Source organism: Microlunatus sp. GCM10028923 (assembly GCF_042666975.1).
In the GTDB taxonomy this organism is placed as follows: Bacteria; Actinomycetota; Actinomycetes; order Propionibacteriales; family Propionibacteriaceae; genus Microlunatus.
In genome coordinates, this window is sequence record NZ_JBHTFF010000009.1 from 58,463 (window position 1) to 83,631 (window position 25,169).

Genomic DNA, 25,169 nt, shown 5'->3' on the forward strand with positions numbered 1-25,169 from the left:
ACAATGTAGAACGGATGTCCGATGGCCGACGCCGACCAGCTCTCCGCGACCCAGCAGGTTCCAGCCGAGGGCGTGACGCCCGAGCGCGCCAAGAGCCCGATCCAGGCGATCGACCGCGCGGTCGCGCTGCTGGAGGCGGTGGCCCATGCCGGCCCGCAGGGCGCGAGCCTGAAGGAGCTGTCCGAGGCCACCGGCCTGCACGCGTCGACCGGCCGCACCCTGCTCAGCTCGCTGATGATCAACGGCCTGGTGGACCAGCTGGCCCGGAACCGCCGCTACGTGCTGGGCACCCGGCTGATCGAGTTCAACCGGATCTACGTGGCCCAGGCGGACCTGTCCGCGGTGGCGGCGCCGATCATGCGGCAGCTCTGGGAGGACACCGCCGAGACGGTGCACCTGTCCGTGCTGCAGAACGATCTCCGGGTCGACATCGCGGTGCTGGTCAGCCCGCAGCTGCTCAACGTCAACCCGACCGCCGCCCGGTTCGCCGAGGCCGGCCCGTCCAGCCTCTACCGCACCGCGGCCGGGAAGGTGCTGCTGGCCGGACTGTCCGACGACGGGATCCGGGCCACCCTGGATTCGCCCCGCTTCGCCGACGCCCACCACGCGCTGCCGGTCGAGCAGGTGCTCGAGCTGACCGCCGGGGTACGGGCTCAGGGCCACGCGACCAACTTCGAGGAGGAGGTCGCCGGGGTCTGCGGCGTCGCGGCGCCGGTCTCGGACAGCCGCGGGGTGACCATCGCGGCACTCTGCATCGGCTACCCGGCGGTCCGGCACGCGCCCGACTACGACGCGTCGCTGCTCGCCGCGGTCACGGCCGGGGCCAAGCAGATGTCCCGGCTGCTGGGCGGTGCGGCCGATGGCTGATCAAGGAACGGTTGATCATGACGTGATCGTGATCGGCGGTGGCGCGGCCGGGTGCAGCGCGGCGATCCAGGCCGCCCGGCTCGGCGCCGACACGCTGCTGGTGGAGAAGAACGGCGCCCTCGGCGGCACCACGACCGTGGCCGGCGTCGCACTGCCCGGGCTGTTCCACGCCTGGGGACGGCAGGTCATCGCCGGGATCGGCTGGGACCTGGTCACCGAGGCGGTCCGGATCGCCGGCGGCCGGCTGCCCGACTTCAGCGCCTGGCAGCTGCCGCACTACAAGCTCCAGATCCCTGTGTCGGCAGCGATCCTGGCCGCCGTGATCGACCAGGCCATGATCGACGCCGGGGTACGGCTGCGGCTGCACACCATGCCGGCGGAGGTTCGCTGGACCGGTGATCACTGGGTGGTCCGGCTGTGTACGAAGGACGGCCTGATCACCACCACCGCCCGCCGGCTGATCGACAGCTCGGGCGACGCCGTCGCGGCCGGGCTGGCCGGGCTGCCCCGGCGGCGCAACGAGCGCCGGCAGCCGGGCACGATCATGATCACGCTCGGCGGCTACCGGTACGAGGAGCTCGACTTCGAGGCGCTCGACCTGGCCTACGCCGAGGCGCTGCGGACCGGCGAACTGCAGCCGGCCGACCTGCTCAAGCCGGTCGACGCGGTACGGCAGTTCCTGCGAGCCCGCGGCCGGAACAGCATCCACGTGCCGGGCATCGACGGCGGTACCGCGGCCGGCCGGACCGAGGCCGAGCTGGCGGCCCGGGCGACCATGCTGCGGATCTTCCGCTTCCTCAAGCGGCAGCCCGGCCTGTCGGACCTGATCATCGAGGACTGGGCCGTCGAGTGCGGCATCCGGGAGACGTACACGATCGAGGCCCGGGGCATGATCACCGCGGCCGACTATCAGGCCGGCACCGTGCACGACGACGCGGTGAGCTACAGCTTCTACCCGATCGACGTGCACCGCCCCGACGGCGACGGGATCGACATCCGCCCGCTCCCGTACGGCACCGTCCCGACCATCCCGCGCAGCGCCATGGTGCCGCGGGACAACGGGTACCTGGTGGTCGCGGGCCGGCCGGTCGCCGGTGATCAGGAAGCCAACTCGGCCTATCGGGTGCAGGCCTCCTGCATGGCGATGGGCCAGGCCGCCGGCGCGCTGGCCGCACTGTCCGCCGATCGGGGCGGCGAGGTCGACGAGATCCCGATCACCGAACTGCGGGAGACGTTGCGGCGGCACGGAGCGATCGTGCCGCCCGACCTCACCCACGCACGGCAGCCGATCCCGGCCGCCCGTATCTCAGAGGAATGATCATGAAGCGCAACGACGTGCTCACCCGCCGGCCCCGGCCCTTGCGCACGGCCCGGCTGGCGATCTCGGCGATCCTGGTCGCGGCCCTGGCCGGCTGCGGCTTCGTCAACACCGACTCCGGCGGCGGTTCGGCCGACACGGTGACGGCACTGGTCTCGCCGGAGCAGAAGCGGGGCCTGGACGCCGTGCTCGGCACCTGCCAGCAGCAGACCGGGATCACCGTCGACCTGCAGCAGGCCGCCGTGAACGACCTGAACACCCAGCTCCGGGTCCAGCTGACCTCGGGCACCGCGCCCGACCTGTTCCGGGTCTCGCCCGGCAACAGCAGCCCGGTCGCGGCCGGCGTGCTGGGCCGGTCCGGCGAACTGACCGATCTGAGCGGCTCCGGCTGGGCCGAGCACCTCGGCGACGGGACCAGGATGCTCGCCGCGGTCGACGGCAAGGTGCAGGCCTTCCCGACCAGCCGGAATGCGATCGTCGTTGCGTACAACAAGAAACTCTTCGCCGAGCTCGGGCTGGAGCCGCCGACCACCTGGTCCGAGTGGCAGGCCGCGAACGCGAAGCTGCTGGCCGCCGGCAAGACGCCGATCGCGGCCGGACTCGCCCAGGGCGTGGCGATCCAGTTCCCGGTGTACGGTCTCGCCGCCTCCCTGGTCTACGGCCCGCGGCCGGACATCGACGCGGACCTGGCCGCCGGCAGCACCACCCTGGCGAAGTCGCCGGAGTGGAACGCGGTGTTCGAGAAGTTGATCACGCTGCAGCGGGAGAAGTACCTCAGCCCGGAGGCGCTCGGCCAGCCCGAGGACCAGGCGTTCCAGCAAGTCGCCGGCGGCGAGGCCGGCATGATCGTCATGGTCTCGGCCGGGCTGGCGCAACTGACCGAATACGCCGACGGGGGAGCGGAGACGATCGGGGTCTTCGCGCTGCCGGCCACCGACGATCCGGAGCAGACCCGGGTCGCCACGGCCCCGGACTTCCTGGCGATCAACGGGGCGTCGAAGAAGCAGGACGCGGCCCGCAAGCTGCTCGACTGCCTGGCCCAGCCGGCCCAGGTCACCACCTACGCCAAGACGCTCGGATCGCTGCCCGGGCTGGATCTCGAGGCCGTCGAGGTGCCGCCCGGCCTGGCGCCGATCGCGCCCTGGCTCGAGCAGCAGAAGACCACCCCGTTCGCCAACTACGTCTGGCCGAACGGCGACGTCCAGCAGCGGCTGCTGCAGAGCGGCCAGGAGTTGATCAGCGGCAAGATCGACACCGCGGAGCTGCTCGGCCAGCTCGACGCCGAGTACGCCAAGGGAACACCGTGAGCACTGGCCTGGCCGCCCGGCCCCGGCCGGTCGCCGCCGGACCAGGGCCGGTCCGGCGGTTCCGGCGCGGACACCGCGCCATGATCGTGCCGTACCTGTTCTGCGTGCCCGCCCTGATCGGGTACGGCCTGGTCGTCCTCTACCCGACCCTGGCCGGCGGTTACCACGCCTTTACCGACTGGACCGGCGGCGCCGAACCGGCCCGGTTCGTCGGCGTGGACAACTTCCTCCGGCTGGTCGAGCACCCGAACGCCCGCTCGGCGGTGATCAACACGCTGCTGATCGCGCTCGGCTGCACGGCCGTGCAGACCGCGCTCGGACTGGCGATCGCGGTCGCCCTGCACAGCAGGCTGCGCAGCCGGAACGTGCTGCGCACCCTGTTCTTCGCGCCGGCCCTGCTGCCGCCGGTGGTGATCGGCTTCCTCTGGCAGTACGTGCTCACCCCGGACGGCCCGCTCAATTCCGTGCTGCGCGGAATCGGTGCCGACGGGCTGGCCCGGAACTGGCTCGGCGACGAGGCGGTGGCCCTGCCCAGCGTGATCGCGGTGATCATCTGGCAGAACACCGGCCTCACCATGGTGATCTTCCTGGCCGGGCTGCAGGGCATCCCGGCCGAGTTGTACGAGGCCGCCTCGCTGGACGGCGCGACCGGATGGCGCCGGTTCACCCAGATCACGCTGCCGATGCTGATCCCGGCCACCACGATCACCCTGTCGTTGACCCTGATCGGCAGTCTCAAGCTGTTCGACCAGGTGTTCGTGATGACCGGCGGCGGCCCCGGCTACGCGACCGAGACGCTGTCCCTGGTGATGTACAAGACCGCCTTCGTCTCCGGCGAGTACGGCTACTCCGCCGCGATCGCGATGGTGCTGACCATGATCGTCTTCGCCTTCGCCCTGATCCAGCTGCGGGCCCTGCGCCGATTCGAGGTGGACGCATGAGAACGAAGCTCTCGCTGCGCGGTCTCGGCCTGGAGGCGATCATGATCATCGCCGCGCTGATCTTCGTCTTCCCGATCTACGTCTTCGTGGTGATCGCGTTCAAGAAGCCACAGGACGTCGTGGCCGCTCCGTTGACGCCGCCGACGGAACCGTACCTGGGGAACTTCGTCGAGGCCTGGCAGGCGGCCTCGCTGGGCAGCGCCTTCGGCAACAGTGCGGTGATCGCCTCGCTGAGCGTGGCGCTGCTGATCGTGTTCGGTTCGCTGGCCGGCTACCAGCTGGCCCGGCGCCGGACCAAGCTCAGCTACGGGCTCTATCTGATGTTCCTGCTCGGGCTGATGATCCCGCTGCAGCTGGGCATGGTGCCGCTCTACCAGTTCATGCGGGACGCCAACCTGCTGCGCACGTACACCTCGTTGATCATCTTCCACGTCGGACACCAGCTGCCGTTGACGATCTTCCTCTACGCCGGCTTCGTCCGGGCCCTGCCGCGGGACTACGAGGAGGCGGCCTACGTCGACGGGGCGTCCCGGCTGAAGACGTACGCCATGATCGTCTTTCCGCTGCTCCGGCCGGTCACCGGCACGGTGATCATCCTCAACGCGATCGGGATCTGGAACGACTTCCTGACCCCGATGCTCTACGTCGGCGGCAGCGCCCAGCAGACCCTGCCGGTGTCGATCTTCTCGTTCCGGGGCGAGTTCGCCACCCGGTGGGGACCGATCTTCGCCGGGATGGCGCTGGCGATCGTGCCGATCATGATCGTCTACTTCATGCTGCAGCGGTCGATCATCAAGGGCTTCGCCAGCGGGCTCCGCGGCTGACCGGCGTCGTCATGGCCGATCCACAGGTGATCGTCCCTAGACTGGCGACCCGACCCCCCGACCCCCAGGGAGCCCGTGATGCCGGAAGTTCGCAATCAGCTCGACCAACTCGTCGCCGGCGCCCGGAGCCGGCGCAGGCTGCTGAGACAGGCCGGACTGGCCGCGGTGGCGATCGGCGCCGGTGCCGGGATCGCGGGCTGTTCCACCGGCGGCAGCGCGGGACCCTCGACCTCGGCGGCGCCCTCGTCCGGCGCTCCCTCGTCCAGCAGCGCGGCGAGCCCGAGCGACTCGCCGAGCGCGAGTTCGAGCCCCAGCGCGAGCGGTTCGGGATCCCCGGCGCCGCAGGGCATCACGGTGGCCACCGCCGACGTGCCGGAGGGCGGCGGGGTGATCGTCCAGGAGAAGTATGTGGTGACCCAGCCGACGGCTGGCGAGTTCAAGGCGTTCAGCGCGGCCTGCACCCACCAGGGCTGCCCGGTGGACAAGGTCGAGAACTCCGAGATCGTCTGCCCCTGCCACGGCAGCCACTTCGCGATCGACAGTGGCGAACCGGTCGCCGGCCCGGCGGAGGCGCCGCTGCCGGCCGTCGAGTTCACCGTGTCCGGCGACAACCTGGTGCTGCCCGAGTAGTCCCCGGCGGGCGCTGTCGGACCGGGGTTCTACGCTGAGAAACGTGGCCGACCCGACCTCCTACCGACCCAAGCCCGGCTCGATCCCGGAGCAGCCCGGCGTCTACCGGTTCTCCGACGCGGACGGGCGGGTCATCTACGTCGGCAAGGCGAAGAGCCTGCGGCAGCGGCTGAACTCCTATTTCGCCGACCCGGCCGGCCTGCACACCCGGACCCAGGCGATGGTGTTCACCGCGGCCCGGGTGGACTGGACCGTGGTCCGGTCCGACGTCGAGGCCCTGCAGCTCGAGTACTCCTGGATCAAGGAGTTCGACCCGCGGTTCAACGTGAAGTACCGCGACGACAAGTCGTACCCGTGGATGGCCGTCACCTGGGCCGAGGAGTATCCGCGGGTGATGGTCGGCCGGGGCAAGAAGCGCAAGGGCAACCGCTACTTCGGTCCCTACTCGCACGCCTGGGCGATCCGGGAGACGGTCGACCTGCTGCTCCGGGTGTTCCCGATGCGGTCCTGCTCCAACGGCGTCTTCAAGAACCACAAGCAGATCGGCCGGCCCTGCCTGCTCGGCTACATCAACAAGTGCTCAGCGCCCTGCGTCGGCCGGGTCGACGCCGACGAGCACCGCGACATCGTGGACGACTTCTGCCAGTTCGTCGCCGGCCAGTCCGGGCCGTTGATCAAGAAGCTCGAACGCGAGATGGCCCAGGCCAGCGCCGCGATGGAGTACGAACGCGCGGCCGTGCTCCGGGACGACATCGGCGCCCTGCAGCAGGCCATGTCGAAGAACGCGATCGTGCTCGGCGACGGCACCGACGCCGATGTGATCGCGCTCGCCGAGGACCCGCTCGAGGTCGCGGTGCAGATCTTCCACGTCCGCGGCGGCCGGGTCCGCGGCGAGCGCGGCTGGGTCGCGGACCGGGTCGACGACATCGACACCGCCGGCCTGGTGGAGCAGTTCCTGCTGCAGTTGTACGCGGCGCCGGAGGAGGCCGACGGCCCGGAGCAGCCGCAGCTGCCGCGGGAGATCCTGGTGCCGGCGCTGCCGCCGTCGGCCGACTCGCTGACCGCGCTGTTCAGCGAGCGGCGCAAGGCGCAGGTGGCGATCCGGGTGCCGCAGCGCGGCGACAAGCGGACCCTGCTCGAGACCGTCGCCCGCAACGCCGGCGAGACCCTGGTCCGGCACAAGACCAGCCGGGCCGGCGACCTGTCCACCCGGAACCGGGCGCTGGAGGAGATCCAGGAGGCGCTCGAACTGCCGACCGCGCCGCTGCGGATGGAGTGCTTCGACATCTCCAACCTGCAGGGCACCGAGGTGGTCGCGTCGATGGTCGTCTTCGAGGACGGGCTGCCCCGCAAGAGCGAATACCGGCGCTTCGTGATCAAGGGCGTGGACGGGCAGAACGACGTCGCCGCGATGAAGGAAGTGATCACCCGCCGGTTCCGTCGGCTGATCGACGACCGGGCCCGGAACGGTCATGATCAACAGGCGGCCGACGATCCCGACGGCCCGATGCTGGTCGACCCGACCACCGGGGCCCCGCGCAGGTTCGCCTACGCGCCGGCGCTGGTGGTGGTCGACGGCGGCCCGCCGCAGGTGGCTGCGGCGGCCGAGGCGATGGGGGAGCTGGGCATCAACGACATCGCCCTGTGCGGGTTGGCGAAGCGGCTGGAGGAGGTCTGGCTGCCCGACGTCGAGGACCCGGTGATCCTGCCCCGCACCTCGGAGGGCCTCTACCTGCTGCAGCGGCTCCGCGACGAGGCGCACCGGTTCGCGATCACGCACCACCGGTCCCGGCGGAGCAAGTCGATGGTCGAGTCCGTCCTTGATCAGGTTCCCGGCCTCGGTGAGGTCCGTCGCCGTACCCTGCTGAAGCATTTCGGCTCGCTGAAGAAGCTCCGCGAGGCCCGGGTGGAGGAGATCGCCGCCGTCCCGGGCTTCGGCGACAAGACCGCCCTGGCGATCAAGGCGGCCCTGTCCGAGACTCCGAAGGCGGAGGCGATCAACACCGCCACCGGCGAGATCCTGGACTGACTCGGGGAGCGTGGTGGCTGGCTACAGGTTCCGGTAGGTCCAGCGGCCGCCGAGCAGGGTGCCGGACACCGGCATCGACCGCAGCTGCTCCGGGGTCGCGGCCAACGGGTCGACGTCGGTGATCACCAGGTCCGCCAGGTCGCCGGGTTGGGGTCGGGCCCGGCCGCCGGTCGACGCGTCCAGGGCCGCGGCGAGGCCGATCTCCTGCTCGGGGTGCCAGGCGGGCCGGTCGTCGGCGCTGCGGTGTACGGCGGCGGCGATCGTCAGCCAGGGGTCGAGCGGGGAGACGGGGGCGTCGGAGCCGAGGATCAGGGTGGCGCCGGCGTTCAGCAGCATCGCGTACGGGAACGCCCGCCCGGTCCGGCCGGCCCAGTGCCGGTCGGCCACGTCGCGGTCGGTCACCGCATGGTCGGGCTGCACGCTCGCGACGACCCCCAGCCGGGCGAACCGCTCGGCGTCGGCCGCATGGAGCAGTTGGGCGTGTTCGATCCGGCCGGCGATCCCGGCGGCCTGGAAGGCGTCCAGCGCGATCGTGTTCGCCTCGTCGCCGATCGCGTGCACGGTCGAGGCGAGGCCGGCCGCGGCGGCTTCCTTGATCATGGCGACCAGCTCGTCCCGGTCGCGCAGCAGGATGCCGTGATCATGTTCCGGGTCGCCCGGTTCCGGGTACGGGTCGTGGCAGAACGCGGTCCGGGTGTTCAGCGAACCGTCGGCGATGATCTTGAACGGCCCGACGGTGAGCAGTCCCGCCCCACCCGGCACCGGGTCACCGGTCCGCAACCCGCGGCGGACCGCTTCGCTGAACTCCGGCGGATAGATGCCGCAGTCGACCCGGAGCGCGGTGGTGCCGGCGGCGACCCGGCGCGCCCAGTGTTCGGGAGTGAACCGCCGCTCCAGATCGACGATGCCGACCACGCCGCGGGCCGCCGCGGCCTCGGCCGCCTCGGTCACCCAGCGGTCGAGCAGCGGTTCCGGCACCTGCCGGAGCTCCCGCGCCACAGCGGCCATCGCGTTCTCCCGGAGCACGCCGTCCTCGGACGGGACGGCGCCGAACCGCCGGAACGCCGCCGAGTTCAGCCAGCCGCTGTGCAGGTCGTTGCTGATCAACGCCACCGGCCGGTCGCCGGAGACCCGGTCCAGGTCGGCTCGGGTCGGCCGGTCCGGCCAGGTGCCGTCGCGGAAGCCGTACCCGACCAGGACCTGATCATGGTCGGCCTCCGGGTCGGCGGCGAGCCGCTCCGCCACCACGGCGAGCACGTCGGCCGCGGACCCGGTTCCGGTCAGGTCCAGCCGGCGCCGGGCCAGCGACCACTGCTCGAAATGGACGTGGAAGTCCCACAGGCCGCGGGTAACAAAGCGGCCGGCAAGATCGAGCTCTTCGACCGAGCCCGACGGGTCGTTGGTGATCATGCCGTCGACGATCATGATGTCGACCGGTTCCGTACCGCCGACCAGCCGCGCGTTGCGGAGCCGGATCGGGCCTGGCGTGTCGGTGATCATCGGGACCTCACTTTCTGATCATGACCGGTCACCCAGTCGACGATCCGGCGGTTGTAGTCGAGCCGGTGCGAGGGCCGGCCGTCGACCAGGAACTGGTGCGAGGCGTCGGGATAGCGGACCAGCTCGACCTCGACGCCGCGATGCCTGAGGGCGGCGAACCACTCCTCGGACTGCCCGATCGGGCAGCGGTGATCATGCTCGGCATGCAGCAGCAGGGTCGGCGTCCGGACCCGGTCGACCCGGCTGATCGGGGACTGCCGCAGCACCTCCTCGGGCGCCCGGTACGGGTCGCAGCCGAGCTCGGTGATCATCACCCCCGTCGCCACATCGTCGCTGCCGCCGAGGCTGAGCAGGTCGCTGATCCCGCCGCCGGCGACGGCAGAGCGGAACCGGTCGGTCAGCGTGGTCAGCTGCAGGGCCATGAAGCCGCCGTACGAGTAGCCCGCGACGGCCAACCGGTCCGGGTCCGCGGTGCCGTCGGCGACCAGCGTGTCCACCGCGGTGAGCAGATCGCCGGCGTCCTCGACGCCCCACCGGCCGAGCCCGGCGGTGTAGAACGGCTCGCCGTACCCGTCGCTGCCGCGCGGGTCGACCAGCAGTACCGCCCAGCCCTGAGCCGCCAGGACCTGGTGGTACGGGTTCGCCTGCTGGACCGCGTCCGGCCAGCACAGGTGCGGCCCGCCGTGCACGTCCAGCAACATCGGCCGCGGACCGTCGAGGTCCGGATCGCTGATCAGCCAGCCCGAGTACGACGTGCCGTCGGCCGCCGTGAACGCGCGCCGCTCCGGCATGATCAGCTCGACCTCCGGCAGCGCGGTGGCGGTGTGGCGGGTGAGCCGGCGCGGGCCGGAATCGGGCCGGTCGAGGTCCAGCACGACGACCTCGCCGTAGCTTCCTTGATCGGCGACGACCGCCGCGAGCCGGCCGGCCTGCGGACCGGAGCAGCCGACCACCATGCCGCCACCGATCAGCTCCCGGACCGCGCCGGTGCCGGGATCGACCGCGAGCAGCGGAAACCGGCTCCGGTCCGAGACCCCGAGGGCCAGTTCATGATCGTTCAGCCGGACCGGCCGGGCGCCGGCCCACTCGCCGCCGCCGGCAGCCGGGTTCAGCCCGCCGTCGAGCGGGCAGCGGACCGGAGCGGCGTCGGTCTCCGGACCGTACGGGTCGGCCAGCCGCAGCAGTTGATCATGGCCGATGACCGGATCGGGTCGCCCGGTCGCCCACAGCCCGTCCGCGGTCCAGAGCAGGGTCGCGATCCGCGCCCCGTCGGGGACCAGCCGGCGCGGCGCCGGCTGATGATCATCGTCGGCGGCGACCAGGAACGCGCCGTGGGTCAGCGGATAGTGGCCGGACGCGTGATCGTCGCCGAGGAAGGCGATCGCGGTGCCGTCCGGCGACCAGCACGGCTCGGTGGCGTCCCAGGCCAGGTCGGTCAGCTGCCGGACCACCTGGTCCTCGAGCGACAGCCGGTGCAGTTGCCGCCGCACGCCGACCCGCAGCCCGGCTCCGTCGGCGCGGTGGTCGGTGTCGGTGATCACGATCGGGGCGCCGGGTTCCGGCTGGCCGGGACCGGCGACCGGGGCCGCGAACGCGATCGCCGTACCGTCCGGCGACCAGACCGGCGGGCCCGCGCCGAGCGGCAGATCGGTCAGTTCGGCGCAGTCCCCGGTGGCCGGTTCGAACAGCCACAGCTGGGCCTGGCCGCCGGACGAGCGGAGGAAGGCCAGCCTGGTGCCGTCGGGCGACCAGGCGGGCGCGCTGTCGTCCACGCCGTCCACGGCGTCGAACAGGGGACGGGCGGGTGCGGAGCCGTCCGCGGCCACCTGCCACAACCGGCCGACGTTGCGATCGTTCTCGGTGTCCAGGGTGCGCAGCCGGTAGATGATCATGGCACCGTCCGGGCGCAGCGCCGGGGCGCTCGGGACCGGGATCTCCAGCAGGTCGGTCAGCCGGTAGCGGCGATTGCGCGGCGGCCCGTCGCCAGGCTCAGGGTTCGGTGGATTGATCAACATCGAGATCCATTCTGGTGCCGAGGCGGGGGATGGCCGCCAGAAGTTCCTGGGTGTACGGGTGCGCCGGGGAGCCGATCACCTGGTCGGTCGGGCCGAGCTCGACCAGGCGGCCGCGGCGCAGCACGGCGATCCGGTCGCTGACGTACCGGACGACGGCCAGGTTGTGCGACACGAACAAGATCGTCAGGCCCAGCTCGCGCTGCAGCTCCAGCAACAGGTTGAGCACGGATCCCTGGACGGACACGTCCAGCGCCGAGGTGATCTCGTCGGCGATGATCACCTCGGGCTCGGCGGCCAGGGCCCGGGCCAGGGCGACCCGCTGCCGCATCCCGCCGGACAGCTGGGCCGGCCGCGAGCGCCGTACCGTCTGGCCGAGGTGGGTCAGCTCCAGCAGCTCCGCCACCCGCCGGGTCCGCTCGACGGCACCGACCCGGCGGCCGGTCGCGACCAGGCCCTCGGCGATCGACTCCTCGATCGTCATCCGCGGGTCGAGCGAGGAGTACGGGTCCTGGAAGATCAACTGGATCCGGCGGCGGCGGCCGGACGGCCCCGGCACGGGCGCGATCACCTCGTCGCCGAGCAGCACCCGGCCCGCGGTCGGCGGCAGCAGCCCGACCGCGATCCCGGCCAGGGTGGACTTGCCGGAGCCGGACTCGCCGACCAGGCCGAGCGTGCTGCCCGTCGGCAGGTCGAGGCTGACCTGGTCGACCGCCGTGATCGCCGCCGGCCCGCGGCCGAACCGGACCGACACGTCCTCGAACCGCAGGCCGCCCGGCGCGGAGTCCGGTGTGGTGGTGATCATCGCAACCTCCCCACCGGCTCGGCCGGCTCCGGTTCCGCCGGGTCCGGGACCGGCTCGGCCAGTTCCTCGGCGATCGTCCGCAGCGGAGCGCTCTTGTCCGTCTCCAGATCCGGGATGCAGGCCAGCAGGGCCCGGGTGTACGGATGCTCGGCCCGGGTGGTCAGGTCGGCCGTCGGCAGCTGCTCCACCAGCCGGCCCTGGTACATCACCAGCACCCGGTCGCAGAAACCGGAGATCAACGCGATGTCGTGCGAGATCAAGATCACCGCGGCGCCGGTGGACCGCCGGGCCCGGTCCAGCTGCGCCAGCACCTGCCGCTGCACGGTCACGTCGAGCGCCGTGGTCGGCTCGTCGGCGATGATCAACTTCGGGTCGCCCATCAGGCTCATCGCGATGCTGGCCCGCTGCCGCATGCCGCCGGACAGCTGCTGCGGGTACTGCCGGATCCGCAGCTCGGGCTGGTCGATCCGGACCTGGGCCAGCCGGTCCACCGCCCGCCGGCGCGCCGCGGCACGGCCCTCGCCGAGATGGGTCTCGGCCACCTCGGCCAGCTGGGTGCCGAGCCGGAGCGACGGGTTCAGCGACGTCATCGGGTCCTGGAAGATCATGCTCAGCGTGGTGCCGAGCCGGCGCCGTTCGGCCCGGGACAGCGAGGCCGTCGAGGCGGGCACCGGCCGCCCGTCGAAGGTCAGCTCGACCGCGTCGACGACGGCCCGCGGGTCGCTCAGCCCGGCGCAGGCGAGGGCGGTCAGCGACTTGCCGGAGCCGGACTCGCCGACGATGCCGACCACCTCGCCGGGGAAGACGTCGAACGAGACGCCGGTGACCGGGGTCGTGCCGGCCCCGGGGAAGCTGATCTCAAGATCACGAACCGAGAGCACGGGGGCGTCGGCCGACGTGGCCTGGCCCTTCGACAGGCTCAGGGCGCGGGGGTCGGGTCGGGTGCGTCGGCTTCCCTTCCGTACCAGGGAATTCAGGCCGACCGAGGTGCGCAGGCCGGCGGCCGCGGCCAGCGCCTCGCCGAGCACGGTGAAGCAGATGCTGGCCAGGATGATCGCCAGGCCGGGGCCGAGGGCGGCGATCGGGCTGACGTACGCCCGGTTCATGCCCTCGTTGAACAGCCGGCCCCAGTCCAGGTACGGCGGCTGCAGCCCGATGCCGAGGAAGGACAACACCGAGAAGGCCAGCAGCATCCCGCCGGCGGCCGCCGCGGCGTTGACGATCAAGGGTTCGGCGATGTTGGGCAGCAGGTGCCGCAGTACGATCCGGGGCCGGCCGACGCCGAGCACCCGGGCCGCCCGGACGTAGTCGCGGCCGGCCGCCCCGGACGCCAGCGTGTACGTGAGCCGGGCGAACGACGGCGCGCTGGCACAACCCAGGGCCAGCACCGGACCGGCCAGGCCGCCGCTCCAGATCACCGAGAAGAACATCGCCGTGAGCAGCCATGGGAAGGCCAGCGCGACCTCGAGCGCGCCGACCAGCCAGCTCCGGGCCCGGCCGCGGAGGACGGCCGGGACGAGGCCGAGCAGCAGTCCGAGCCCGACCGCCAGCGCGGTCGCGGCCAGGGCCAGGCCGATCGAGAGCCCGGCCGCGGACAGCGTCCGGGCCAGGATGTCCCGGCCCAGCTCGTCGGTGCCGAACGGGTGCGCCGGGCTGGGCGGCGCCAGCCGGGCCGCCACGTCCATCGCCGCCGCCGGGCCGGAGGCCAGCAACGGACCGAGCACCGCGAGCAAGATCAACACCGCCACCGCCGTGATCGCCGCGACGCCGAGCACCCCGCGGAAACCGCGCCGGCGCGGCGCACCGGGTACCGCGTCGAGGGTCGGTCGGAGCCCAAGGGTCATGGTCAGGCCTCCCGGAGCGTGGAGCGCGGATCGATGATCACCAGCAGCAGGTCGACCAGCAGGTTGATCACCAGCACCAGCAGCGCGTACACCAGCACGATGCCCTGCACGGTCGGGTAGTCCTTGCCGGCGATCGCGTTGACGATCGTCGAGCCCATCCCGGGCCAGGCGAAGATCGTCTCCACCACCACGGTGCCGGCGACCAGCCCGGTCAGCATCATCCCGCTGGTGGTCAGCGCGGCGGTGATCATGTTCGGCAGCGCGTGCCGCAGGTAGAGCAGCCGCGGCGGCAGCCGCTTGGAGCGGGCGGTGCGCAGGTAGTCCTGATCGAGGACGGCGAGCGCCTCCACCCGCACGATCCGGGCCAGGTACGCCGCCGGGGCCAGCACCAGCGTGGCCACCGGCAGCACCAGGTGCGCGAGCGTGCCCTGGCCGGCCACCGGCAGCACGCCCAGCCCGACACCGAAGACGATGATCAGGCTGACCGCGAGCATGAACTCGGGGATCGCCACGAACAGCCCACTGATCATGGTGAAGCCGAGCTCGGTCCGCGGCCGGCGGCCGGCCTGGGTGGCCACCGCCATGATCATCCCCGCCGGCAGCCCGATCAAGATCACGAACACGAAGGCGAGCAGCGCCAGCGCGACCGTCACGCCGAAGCGCTGGCCGATGATGCTGCCGACCGGGATCTGGCTGACCAGCGAGGTGCCGAAGTCGCCGCGGAACAGCCCGGTCAGATAGTCCAGGTACTGCACCGGCAGCGGCTGGTCCAGGCCCAGCTGCTGCCGGCGCGCCTCGACCAGCTCCGCCGGCGCGCTGACCCCGAGCGCGGCCCGGATCGGGTCGCCCGGCACCAGCTGGATCAGCGCGAACGACGCCGTGATCACGACGACGACCGAGATCACCAGCCGGATCAGCCGGCGCCGGACGAAGTCGAGCCGCGGGGAGAGGGTCACGGACGGCTCACTGGTAGAGGCGGATCGAGGTCGGGTCGAGGGTGCCCCGGAAGGCGAACTCGGCCTTGTTGGCGAAGACGGGCTCGACCAGGTCGACCACCGGGATGACGTCGAACCGCTCGACCAGGGCCACCTCGGCCTGCACCCAGAGCGGGCAGGTCTCCTCCGGGCTCGCCGACGCCGCCTGCTTGGCCAGCCGGTTGTAGTCCGGGTTGTCGACGAACATGAAGTTGTTGCCGTTCGGCGGCGGCTCGCCGCCGAAGAAGTTCGCGATGAAGGACGGGAAGCCGCTGCCGACCAGGACGAAGCCGGCGTCCCAGTCGTGCGTCTTGTAGAGCTTCTCGTCCCAGCCGGCGCTGTTCAGCGACCGCAGCTCGGTGCGGACGCCGAGCTGCTTCCAGGAGTCGGCCACCAGTTCGGCCGCGGCCGGTCCGGTGGGCCGGCCCTCGTCGTAGATGAACTCGACCGACAGCGGCTTGCCGTCCTTGGTCCGCTGGCCGTCCGGCCCGGCCTTCCAGCCCGCCTCGTCCAGCAGCGCGCCAGCGGCGGCGAGATCGTAGTCCGGCAGCTTCCAGGGCGCCTGGTCCGAGGCGCAGGCGAGCGGGTCCAGGGTGACCAGCGAGGTCGGCGTGGTGCCCTTCCCGTCGGACAGTACGGTCGCGACGGCGGCCCGGTCCACCGCCGTGGCCAGGGCCTGCCGGACCAGCGGGTCGGTCATCACCCGGCCCGGCTTCTCGTTGAACATGAACTCCCCGATCGGGAACTTCACCCCGTCGGAGAACAGCCCGGCCTGCTCGGCCCGGGCCCGGTCCGGACCGGTCACCTGGGCCGCGGTCAGCTCGCCGGAGAGCAGCAGGTTCGCCGCCGTACTCTCCTCGGGGATGATCCGCAGCACCACGGTCTTCGGCAGCCCGGCCGTGGTGGCGCTGATCCCGTTCGGGCCCCAGGTCCACTCCGGCCGCCGCTCGAACACGTACCGGTCCTCGGCGGCCAGCTCGGTCAGCCGGAACGCGCCGGTGCCGTTGGTCTCGGTGGTGATCGACTTCGGATCCTTCAGCCCGGCGTCGCAGACCAGCTGGATCAGCCCGGTCTGCACCAGCAGGAACGGATCCGGGCCCGCGGACCGTACGGCGACCGTCCGGGCCGCGTCGTCGGCGGTGGCCTTGGTGCCGGCCTGGATCATCGAGCCGAAGTAGAAGGACGCGTTCTTCTTGTCCGCGTGGTAATTGATGTTCGCGGCCGCCGTACTCGCCGTGAACGGGGCGCCGTCGGAGCAGGTCACGCCGTCGCGGAGGGTGAACGTCGCCTCGGTCTCGGTCGCGGTCCACTTCTCGGCCAGCCACGGTTTCGGCTCGCCCGACTTGTCGGTCCAGAGCAGGCTTTCGTAGCTGTACGACATCGCCTCCCGGGCCGCCGGAGCGACCGAGTGCAGCGGATCCAGACTGCCCGGATCACCGGACAGGGCCATCGTGAACGTACCGTCGATCAACGGTTGTCGTGCGCCGGGTTCACCGGCCGGTGGTGCGCCGGTTCCGAGAAGCGCCCCGCATGCGGTCATCGGTAACAGCGCGACGGCGAGACCCAATCGGGTCATGATCATCTTCGGTGCCATCGCTGTTCTCCTCCTGTGAGTGGAATCAGAGCCAGCCGAGGGTTCCGGCCGCTTTGACGGTGACCCGGACGGACGGCTGCGGAAGGTAGGTCAAGGGGGTCTCGACGATCTCGACGATCTCCACCGAGCCGGGCCGGGCGCCGGCCTGGATGGCCCGGTCGCTGGCCAGCTCCGAGGCCCGGTCGATCGCCTGGCGGCGGTCGTCGATCGAGCTGGCCAGGGTCTCGGCGCGGCCGCTGACCGGGGCGATCGCCGCCCCGACCGCGTTGGCGACATCGGCATCCGCGGGGTGGATCACCCGGCTCGCGCCGGGCACCTTCTCCGGGATCAGGAAGCTGCCGCCGCCGACCGCGATCAGCGGCTTGTCGAACCGGCCGAGGGAGACCCGGTCCACCGCGTGTTCGAGGATCTGGTCGGCCTGCTCCAGGGCGGCGGCGAACGCGGTCCCGCGGTCGCCGTCCAGCCGCGGCGCGGTGATCCCGGGCAACGAGCCGCGGCCCAGCGCCAGGGCCGCATCGGTCAGCGTGGCCGTGGCGCCACCGAAGCAGAGCGCCTCGGTGGTGATCTTGTAACCGACCGACCGCGGGCCGAGCTGCGACCGGCCGCCGACGGTGCTGATGATCGTTCCGCCGCCCAGGGCGACGGCGTGGATGTCGGGCATCCGGAAGTTGGTACGGACGCCGCCGATCTCCGTGGCGAGCGTCGACTCGCGGGGGAATCCGCCGGCCAGCACGCCGAAGTCGGTCGAGGTGCCGCCGACATCGGCGACGATCGCCTCCGACTCGCCGGACAGCCGGGCCGCCCCGCGCAGCGAGTTCGCCGGGCCGGAGCCGATGGTGAGGACGGGGAACCGGGACGCGTGCTCCAGGGCCATCAGGGTGCCGTCGTTCTGCGCGAAGAACGTGGCCACCTCCAGCCCGTGCGCCTCGATCACCGAGGACAGCGCGTCGATCACCGCTCCTGCCACCGGCCGCAGCGCGGCGTTGAGGACCGTCGCGTTCTCCCGCTCCAGCAGGCCGAGGCTGCCGACCTCGTGACTGACCGAGATCGACGCATCGACCCCGACCCGCTCCCGGATCCGTTCGGCGACCCGCAGCTCGTGGTCCGCGATGGCCGGGCTGAACACGCCGGTCACCGCGAACCCGTCGGCCTGCTCGGCGACGGTGTCGATGAACCGGTCCAGTGCGGCCAGGTCCAGCCGGCTCAGCTCCAGCCCGTCCACCAGGTGCCCGCCGCCGATGATCACCGCGTCGGCGCAGACCGCCCGGCGAAGATCATCCGGCCAGCCGGTCAGCGGCGGCACCTCGGTGGTCGCCGGCGCGCCGATCCTGATCACGCCGAGCCGGGCCAGCCCGCGGCGTTCCAAGATCGCGTTGGTGGCGTGGGTGGTGCCGAGCATCACCCGGCCGACCCGGCCCGCGCGGTCACCGAGCTCGTCCAAGATCGTCTGCAGGGCGGCGCCGAGGCCGTCGTCGACCCGGGCCGTCGTCGGCTGCTTGTGCCGGGCCAGGATCCGGTCGGCGGTGTCCATGCAGACCGCGTCGGTGTTGGTGCCGCCGACGTCGATGGCGATGGTGAGATCGGCCGTGGCTTCGGTCATGATCACAACTCCCGGGCTGCTTCGATGGCGACGTGGTCGAGGTCGTACCCGAAGGCGCGCGGGCCGGCCAGTTCCATGCCGCGTTCGGTGCGCCAGATCGGGTCGCTGGGCCAGGCGAGTGCCGTCACCCGCTGCCCGTACGCGAGGTCCTCGGTGAAGATCGCCGCCGCGGACTGGGTGTCCACCACCGTGATCAGATCCGGCACGCTGGCCAGCACGGCGCCGTCCTCGAGCGCGATCAGGTTCTCGTTCTGGAACTCGATCCGGACCATCCGGCCCTTGTCCGGGCCGGTGCCGGCGATGATCAGATTGCCCCGGGCGAAGCCGCCGCTGGTCTGCCGGTCAACCTCGATGATCTTGCCCTCGACCAGAGCGGTGGCGTCCAGCACCCGGCACAACCCCTCCAGCGGGTCCGGCGCGGTCCGGACCGCGTGGCCGATCGCGATCGCGCGGCTGACGCTGCCGGCGATCACGCTGCGGCGGGCCTCCCGGCCCGGCATGATGTGGCCGCCGGCCATGGTGCTGGCCCCGCTCGCGACGCAGAGCGCGCGGACGTGCCGCTCCGACCAGTGCGCGTCGATCGGCCGCAGCCGGGCCACGTTGCCCAGCGCATCGACCATGATCACCAATCCCTGCGGCTGACCGACGATCGTGGTCGAGGTCATCTGGCCCTCGGGAAAGGCGCGGCCCATCAGGTCCGCGTCGAGCAGCGGGAGCCCGCCGCGGGCCGCCCAGGCGACCGGCGAGACCCCGTTGCTGCCGCCGATCTCGGACGCCATGATCGCCCGCGGAGGGTGCCCAATGGCTGCGGTCAGCTCCTCGATCACCCGGACCGACTGGTCGGCGCTGCCGAGCATCTCCTGGCCGACGGTCGGCGCGCCGATCATCGCCATCGCCGCGATCACGTCGTCGTCACCGAGCTCGTCGACCGGCAGCAGGGGGACCGGGCCGGCGGCGTCGAGCGCGGCCGTGGCCACCGCGACGGCTCCGGTGACCGCGCCGCCACCGCCGGTGCCGAGGATGGCGGTGCCGAGCGCCAGGTCGGGAAGCTGCTCCCGGCCGATCCGGTCGTTGGCTGAATCCATGGCACGACTATTCCGGCGCCGTCGTCGGCGAGCAATGTCCGACCGGCACAGAAGTTAGGCTCGGATTGTGGTGAACCACCAAGGCGGGTACGTCGCGGGGCTGGCCGCCGTGCTCAGCGACCCGCGACTCGAGCTGCGGCTGCTGGCCGGGCCGCGGCCCCACTCCGGCCGTCGGGTGACCGGCGTGATCCCGGCCGGCGGTCTGCCCGACCTGGACGCGGCCGGCCCCGGCGCGCTCGCGGTGATCACCGAGGAGTGGGACGCCAAGCTCACCGGCTACCAGGTCGACGTGGCCCTCCGGCACGCCGCGGCCGCTCCGGTCTCGGCCCTGGTCTTCCCGCGGCCGCGGTCCCTGGCGACGTCGGCCGGTCACCTGGCCGAGCGGGCCGGCCTGCCGGTGCTCGCCTGCGTGACCGCGATCGAGTCGGCCTGGCAGCTGGTGCTCCGGCTGGACCGGACCTTCCGGCAGCCGGACGCGGAACGCTCCGGCCAGATCCGGCAGGCAATCCTGGCCGCCACTGACCCGGCGCAGGACCCCGAGGCGCTGGTGCTCCGGGTCGCCGACCTGCTCGAGTGCGGGATCGAGCTCGTACCCGAGGACCATGATCGTTCCGGTGTCGATGACCAAGATCACGATGTGGAAGATGATCATGGCCGGCTGCTGGCTCCGGTGCCGGGGCTGCGGCCGATGCTGCTGGTGGCGGACCGTACCGACGCCGCGATCGAACTGGTCCTGCCGGTGCTCGCCCTGGCGCTCGGCCGGCTGCTCGATGATCAGGTGGACCGGGATCGGGCGCCGATGCGGATCAGATCGCAGTTGATCTTGCAATTGCTGCTGGCCGACCGCAGCCAGGTCGCCGACGTCGCCGTGGAGGCGGAGGGCACCGGGCTGCCGATCCACCAGACCCACCTGGGCGGCTGGCTCAAGATCACCGACCGGTCCGGCGCCGGCCGGGTCGCCGCCCAGCGCCGGCTCTGGCGGCTGCTGGAGCGGGTCGAGGCCGAGCTCTCCCGGCAGGGCTCGGCGGCCTGGCACGCCACCCTGCTGTCCGGCGGCATCGCCGTCGTGTGCACCCGCCCGGCCGGCGACGCCCGGCTCTACCGACTGGCCCGCTCGGCCCTGCACCGGCTGGTCGACCGGCTGTCGGTCGACGGCCTGTCGATCACCGGCGGCCTGGGCGGCGCGGCCACCGGCGCCGAGGGCCTGCGCCGCACGGTCGCCGAGGCCCGGATGTCGGCCGAACGGGCGGTCCAGGCCGGCGAGATCGGCGCGCTCGCCGACACCGACCGGGTCGGCCTGCGCCGGGTACTCGCCGACCTCAGCGCCGCGCCGCTCAGCGGCGGCCTGCTGGCGGACCTGCTGGCGCCGCTCGACGGGCTGCCGGGCGACCGGGCCAGGATCGCGGTCGAGACCCTGCAGGCCTACCTGGACGCGCAGGGCTCGCCGACCCGGGCCGCCGCCGCGCTGCACCTGCACCCGAACGCAGTCGCCTACCGGCTGCGCTGGATCAACGACACCCTCGGCCTCGACCTGACCGACCCGGACCAACGGTTCGCCGTCCACCTGGCCTGCCGCCTCCGGCTCGCCCGCCTCGGTGGCCAGTGACGCGGTTGGGAGCGCGCGCGACCGTCGACGGCTGAGATCGCCAAGCCGAAGCGGCCCGGCCGTTCGGCCGAAGATCTTGCGGTCGGATCACGAAGCGTCTGCGCCCGCCTGCACCGAGTGGACGCAAAAGCCTCGATCCGCCGCGCGATCGCGGTCAAAGCGTCCACTCGATGTTGCGGCTAGGGCGGCGACCGCAAGATCTACGGCGGCGGTCGAATGCGAAGGTTGCCGACCTCGCCCTTCCCGCCTGCCGACTCAACGGCGCTTCCCCGGCGCAACTCTGCCCGGCCGCAGCCCTCCGCGCCGGCCGCACCCTGCCGGCCCTCTTCGCTTTCGCGCGACGCCTTCGCAGCTCCGGGCTGCGCCGACCGCATCGTGCCGCACTGCTTTCGCGCCGTGCCTTCGCAGCCCGGCCTCGCCGCCAGCCCCTGCCGCCCTCTTCGCTTCCGCTCTCGCGCCTCCGCAGCCGCGCCGCGCCGACTCCTCCGCCTCCGCTCGCCATTCTCTTCTCGCGGCGGAGTCTCGCCCTCTCGCAGCCGCGACCGGTGCACGCGTCCGCGACTGTTGCACCGGTCGCGGACGGGAGGAACGGTCGCAGGTTCGCCCGAATCGGGGCGGCGTGGCGCGCGACGGTCCGGTCGTCGCCGCGCCGACTTTGCGCGGGCCGGGTCGATCAGGTCGGGGGTGTTGCCCCGCGTGACCTACTCCGCCTGGACCAGTGGCTTCACCCGTCGCCAGCCCGACCGGCGCCGCGGCGGCTCCGTGTCCGGAGGCCGCACCTGCGCTTTCCTCGTTCCGCGCCTGCCGCTCCGTGCTGCCGGCGGCTCGCTTTCCTGGTTCCACGCCGCCGCTCCGCGCTGCCCGCGGCCGCCGCACCGCGCCACCGCCGCCGCGCCGCGCCACCGCCGCCGCGCCACCGCCGCCGCGCCACCGCCGCCGCACCGCGCCACCGCCGCCGCACCGCGCCACCGCCGCCGCGCCACCGCTGCCGCACCGTGCCCCTCGCGCGGACTTCCTCGGCCCTTCTCCACCGCGCCCTTCTCTCCTCGCCGCTCCCTTTCGCGCCGCCCGTCCTCAGCCGCGACCGTCGTACGCAGCCGCGACTGTTGCACCGGTCGCGGACGGGAGGAACGGTCGCGGTTTCGGTCGGATCGGGGTGGCGTGGCCCGCCTTGGTCCGGTCGTCACCGGTGACCGCCATAATGGGGCCGGTGAACTCCAGCCAGCCGATCACGGCCGCGCCCGAGGACCTTGACCCCGCCGCCGAGCCGGCCACCCCTGACCTGCGGGTCGTCGTCGTCACCGGCATGTCCGGCGCGGGCCGGACGACCGCGGCGAACGCGCTCGAAGACCTCGGCTGGTACGTGATCGACAACCTGCCGCCGAGCGTGCTGCCCGAGGTGTGCTCGCTGGCCAGCGGCGCCGGGATCCGCCGGTTGGCGGTGGTGCTCGACGTCCGTACCCGATCGTTCTTCGAGCAGTTGTCGGCCATGTTCAGCGAGCTGACCGCGCGCGGACTGCTGCCGGAGATCCTCTATCTCGAGGCGTCCGACGACGTCATCGTGCGGCGGCAGGAGTCGGCCCGGCGGCCGCACCCGCTGCAGGGCGACGGCCGGCTGCTGGACGGCATCCACCGGGAGCGGCAGCTGCTGGCGACGGTCCGCGCGGCCGCCGACCTGGTGATCGACACCTCGGCGATCAACGTGCACCAGCTCAGTTCCCGGGTCGCGCACGCGTACGCGGGGGAGACGACGGAGCAGCTCCGGGTCACCCTGGTCTCGTTCGGCTTCAAGTACGGCATCCCGGTCGACGCGGACCTCGTGGTCGACGTCCGGTTCCTGCCGAACCCGCACTGGGTGCCGGAGCTGCGGCCGATGACCGGGCTGGATTCCGAGGTCAGCGACTACGTGCTCGGCGCCGAGGGCGCGAACGCGTTCCTGGACAAGCTGCAGGAGCTGCTGCAGATCATGGCGGCCGGCTACATCCGGGAGGGCAAGCGGTTCGCCACCATCGCGATCGGCTGCACCGGCGGCAAGCACCGCAGCACCGCGATGACCGAGGAGTTCGCGCGCCGGTTGCGCGAACTCGGATTGCCGACCAAGGTGTTGCACCGGGATGTGGGACACGAGTGATGGAGCTGGCGTGACGGGCTCCGGCCTGCCGACCTTGCCGTCGGTGGTCGCGTTCGGCGGCGGCCACGGGCTGTCGGCGTCGCTGAGCGCGTTGCGCCGGGTCACCGACAAGCTGGCCGCGGTGGTCACGGTCGCCGACGACGGCGGTTCGTCGGGCCGGCTGCGGGCGGAGTTGGACTGCCTGCCGCCGGGCGATCTGCGGATGGCACTGGCGGCGCTGTGCGGCGACGACGAGTCCGGCCGGACCTGGGCCGAGGTGCTGCAGTACCGGTTCGCGTCCGACGGCGAACTGAACGGCCACGCGATCGGCAACCTGCTGATCGCCGGCGTGTGGGCCCGGCTCGGGGACCCGGTCGCCGGGCTCGACCTGGTGGCCCGGCTGCTCGGCGCGAAGGGTCGGGTGCTGCCGATGGCCGCCGTACCGCTGGAGATCGAGGCGGACGTGATCGGGCTCGACCCCGCCCACCCGGACGAGACCGGGCTGGTCCGCGGGCAGGCTGCGGTGGCGACGACGACCGGCCAGGTGTCCGCGGTCCGGCTCACCCCGAGCGACCCGCCGGCCTGCCCCGAGTCGGTCGCGGTGGTCGAGGCGGCGGACTGGGTGGTGCTCGGACCGGGTTCCTGGTTCACCTCAGTGATCCCGCACCTGCTGGTGCCGGAGCTGGCCGACGCGATCCTGGCCACGAAGGCCCGGCGGCTGCTCACCCTCAACATCGGCTACGACGGTGAGACCGACGGCTTCAGCGCCGCCCGGCACCTGGAGCTGATGGCCGAACACGCGCCGTGCCTGCGGCTCGACGTAGTGCTCGCCGACAAGACCTTCGCCGCCGACGATCCCCATCTGAGTGCGTACGCGAGCTCGCTCGGCGCCGAGCTGGTGGTGGCCGACCTGGCCGCCCGGGACGGCACGCCCCGGCACGATCCGCTCCGCCTCGCGTCGGCGTACGCGGAGATCATGGGCATCCCCGGCTGAGGTTCAAGATCACGATGACCAGGGGGTGGACCTCGGCCCCGTCGTGTCGAAACTCAGCGCCTGTCCGTTCGCGGAGCGGAGCGGGGGTTCAAGGGGGTCGTCCCCCTTGCCGATCCGATCTGGCATCATGCACCAATGGCCATGACAGCTCAGGTGAAGGCGGAACTGGCGACGATCAAGGTCACCAAGCCAAGCTGTCGGAAGGCAGAGGTCGCCGCGATGCTGCGGTTCGCGGGCGGTCTGCACATCGTCAGTGGCCGGATCGTCATCGAGGCGGAACTGGATACCGGCGCTGCGGCGCGGCGGCTGCGGACCGACATCGCCGAGGTGTTCGGGCACCCCAGTGACCTGGTGATCGTCAACGGCTCCGGCATCCGGCGCGGGACCCGGTACGTGGTCCGGGTGATCAAGCACGGCGACGCGCTGGCGCGACAGACCGGACTGATCGACTCGCACGGACGGCCGGCCCGCGGGCTGCCGGCCCAGGTGGTCGGCGGCGGCGCGGACGAGTGCGCGGCGGCCTGGCGCGGGGCGTTCCTGGCCCACGGTTCGCTGACCGAGCCGGGCCGTTCGATGGCGCTCGAGGTGACCTGCCCGGGACCGGAGGCGGCGCTCGCCCTGGTCGGTGCGGCGCGCCGGCTGGGCATCTCGTCCAAGGCTCGTGAGGTACGCAACGTGGACCGGGTGGTGATCCGCGACGGCGACGCGATCGGCGCCCTGCTGACCCGGATCGGCGCCCACGAGTCGGTGCTGGCCTGGGAGGACCGGCGGATGCGGCGCGAGGTCCGGGCCTCCGCGAACCGGCTGGCCAACTTCGACGACGCGAACCTGCGCCGGTCGGCCCGGGCCGCGGTGGCGGCCGGCGCCAGGGTGGAGCGGGCGCTGGAGATCCTCGGCGACGACGTACCTGATCATCTGAAGGCGGCCGGCGTGCTGCGGATCGAGAACAAGCAGGCGAGCCTGGAGGAACTGGGCCAGCTGCACGAACCGCCGCTGACCAAGGACGCCGTCGCCGGCCGGATCCGGCGGCTGCTCGCCACTGCGGACAAGCGGGCCGCGGAGCTCGGCGTACCGGACACGGAGTCGAGCATCAGCCCGGAACTGCTCGACGCGGACTGATTCCCCGCGG

Annotated in this window: 20 protein-coding genes; 11 read left to right on the plus strand and 9 right to left on the minus strand. The window is 72.3% G+C overall.

The features are described 5' to 3' along the window. Positions 1-21: 21 nt before the first annotated feature. The 5 genes from ACFQU4_RS21910 to ACFQU4_RS21930 are packed head-to-tail and all read left to right on the plus strand — an operon-like array spanning position 22 to position 5,257. Positions 22-867, plus strand: coding sequence for an IclR family transcriptional regulator (locus tag ACFQU4_RS21910; protein WP_377495910.1), 846 nt, complete (start codon positions 22-24; stop codon positions 865-867). Then, entirely contained in the window at positions 860-2,185 is a 1,326-nt protein-coding gene (locus tag ACFQU4_RS21915; protein ID WP_377495912.1) for an FAD-dependent oxidoreductase, read from the plus strand. The genes ACFQU4_RS21910 and ACFQU4_RS21915 overlap by 8 nt, the downstream gene beginning before the upstream one ends. Then, positions 2,182-3,492, plus strand: coding sequence for an ABC transporter substrate-binding protein (locus ACFQU4_RS21920; protein ID WP_377495914.1), 1,311 nt, complete (start codon positions 2,182-2,184; stop codon positions 3,490-3,492). The genes ACFQU4_RS21915 and ACFQU4_RS21920 overlap by 4 nt, the downstream gene beginning before the upstream one ends. Further along, positions 3,489-4,433 carry a carbohydrate ABC transporter permease gene (locus tag ACFQU4_RS21925; protein WP_377495916.1) on the plus strand — a complete coding sequence of 315 codons (945 nt, stop codon included), beginning with the start codon at positions 3,489-3,491 and terminating at the stop codon, positions 4,431-4,433. The genes ACFQU4_RS21920 and ACFQU4_RS21925 overlap by 4 nt, the downstream gene beginning before the upstream one ends. Continuing rightward, positions 4,430-5,257: a carbohydrate ABC transporter permease gene (locus ACFQU4_RS21930; protein WP_377495918.1), complete on the plus strand. Its 828-nt coding sequence runs from the start codon at positions 4,430-4,432 to the stop codon at positions 5,255-5,257. Before ACFQU4_RS21925 ends, ACFQU4_RS21930 begins: the two co-directional genes overlap by 4 nt. Positions 5,258-5,352: 95 nt before the next feature. On the opposite strand, the gene ACFQU4_RS21935 is transcribed toward ACFQU4_RS21930, so the two are convergent. Then, entirely contained in the window at positions 5,353-5,619 is a 267-nt protein-coding gene (locus tag ACFQU4_RS21935; RefSeq protein WP_377495920.1) for a hypothetical protein, read from the minus strand. On the opposite strand from ACFQU4_RS21935, the gene ACFQU4_RS21940 reads away from it, so the two are divergent. Together ACFQU4_RS21940 and uvrC are read left to right on the plus strand one after the other, a co-directional pair. After that, positions 5,612-5,887: a Rieske (2Fe-2S) protein gene (locus tag ACFQU4_RS21940; RefSeq protein ID WP_377495922.1), complete on the plus strand. Its 276-nt coding sequence runs from the start codon at positions 5,612-5,614 to the stop codon at positions 5,885-5,887. The genes ACFQU4_RS21935 and ACFQU4_RS21940 overlap by 8 nt on opposite strands. A gap of 43 nt (positions 5,888-5,930) precedes the next feature. Continuing rightward, positions 5,931-7,916: an excinuclease ABC subunit UvrC gene (gene uvrC / locus ACFQU4_RS21945; RefSeq protein ID WP_377495924.1), complete on the plus strand. Its 1,986-nt coding sequence runs from the start codon at positions 5,931-5,933 to the stop codon at positions 7,914-7,916. Positions 7,917-7,937: 21 nt separating this feature from the next. On the opposite strand, the gene ACFQU4_RS21950 is transcribed toward uvrC, so the two are convergent. The 8 genes from ACFQU4_RS21950 to ACFQU4_RS21985 are packed head-to-tail and all read right to left on the minus strand — an operon-like array spanning position 7,938 to position 19,330. Further along, positions 7,938-9,416 (minus strand): amidohydrolase family protein, encoded by a 1,479-nt coding sequence (locus tag ACFQU4_RS21950; RefSeq protein ID WP_377495926.1) that lies wholly within the window; start codon positions 9,414-9,416, stop codon positions 7,938-7,940. Beyond that, a complete protein-coding gene (locus tag ACFQU4_RS21955) occupies positions 9,413-11,431 on the minus strand; it encodes a S9 family peptidase (protein ID WP_377495928.1) in 2,019 nt (672 codons plus the stop codon). Before ACFQU4_RS21955 ends, ACFQU4_RS21950 begins: the two co-directional genes overlap by 4 nt. Then, a complete protein-coding gene (locus ACFQU4_RS21960) occupies positions 11,406-12,233 on the minus strand; it encodes an ABC transporter ATP-binding protein (RefSeq protein WP_377495930.1) in 828 nt (275 codons plus the stop codon). Before ACFQU4_RS21960 ends, ACFQU4_RS21955 begins: the two co-directional genes overlap by 26 nt. Continuing rightward, complete coding sequence (locus ACFQU4_RS21965; protein ID WP_377495932.1) at positions 12,230-14,077, minus strand: dipeptide/oligopeptide/nickel ABC transporter permease/ATP-binding protein; 1,848 nt, start codon at positions 14,075-14,077, stop codon at positions 12,230-12,232. The genes ACFQU4_RS21960 and ACFQU4_RS21965 overlap by 4 nt, the downstream gene beginning before the upstream one ends. A 2-nt stretch (positions 14,078-14,079) precedes the next feature. After that, positions 14,080-15,033, minus strand: coding sequence for an ABC transporter permease (locus ACFQU4_RS21970; protein WP_377495934.1), 954 nt, complete (start codon positions 15,031-15,033; stop codon positions 14,080-14,082). A 7-nt stretch (positions 15,034-15,040) separates the two neighbouring features. Further along, on the minus strand, positions 15,041-16,645 hold the full coding sequence (locus tag ACFQU4_RS21975; RefSeq protein WP_377495937.1) for an ABC transporter substrate-binding protein: 1,605 nt from the start codon (positions 16,643-16,645) through the stop codon (positions 15,041-15,043). 25 nt (positions 16,646-16,670) lie between these two features. Further along, complete coding sequence (locus tag ACFQU4_RS21980; RefSeq protein WP_377495939.1) at positions 16,671-18,245, minus strand: hydantoinase/oxoprolinase family protein; 1,575 nt, start codon at positions 18,243-18,245, stop codon at positions 16,671-16,673. A gap of 2 nt (positions 18,246-18,247) precedes the next feature. Further along, positions 18,248-19,330, minus strand: coding sequence for a DUF917 domain-containing protein (locus tag ACFQU4_RS21985; RefSeq protein WP_377495941.1), 1,083 nt, complete (start codon positions 19,328-19,330; stop codon positions 18,248-18,250). A 67-nt stretch (positions 19,331-19,397) separates the two neighbouring features. On the opposite strand from ACFQU4_RS21985, the gene ACFQU4_RS21990 reads away from it, so the two are divergent. The 4 genes from ACFQU4_RS21990 (at position 19,398) to whiA (ending at position 25,159) form a co-directional block, all read left to right on the plus strand. Beyond that, positions 19,398-20,936, plus strand: a complete 1,539-nt coding sequence (locus ACFQU4_RS21990) for a PucR family transcriptional regulator (RefSeq protein WP_377495943.1) — start codon at positions 19,398-19,400, stop codon at positions 20,934-20,936. A gap of 1,228 nt (positions 20,937-22,164) precedes the next feature. Next, a complete protein-coding gene (rapZ, locus tag ACFQU4_RS21995) occupies positions 22,165-23,067 on the plus strand; it encodes an RNase adapter RapZ (protein ID WP_377496349.1) in 903 nt (300 codons plus the stop codon). Between the two features lie 10 nt (positions 23,068-23,077). Further along, positions 23,078-24,040, plus strand: a complete 963-nt coding sequence (gene yvcK, locus ACFQU4_RS22000; RefSeq protein WP_377495945.1) for a uridine diphosphate-N-acetylglucosamine-binding protein YvcK — start codon at positions 23,078-23,080, stop codon at positions 24,038-24,040. A gap of 135 nt (positions 24,041-24,175) precedes the next feature. Further along, positions 24,176-25,159, plus strand: a complete 984-nt coding sequence (gene whiA, locus ACFQU4_RS22005) for a DNA-binding protein WhiA (RefSeq protein ID WP_377495947.1) — start codon at positions 24,176-24,178, stop codon at positions 25,157-25,159. Positions 25,160-25,169: the final 10 nt, after the last annotated feature.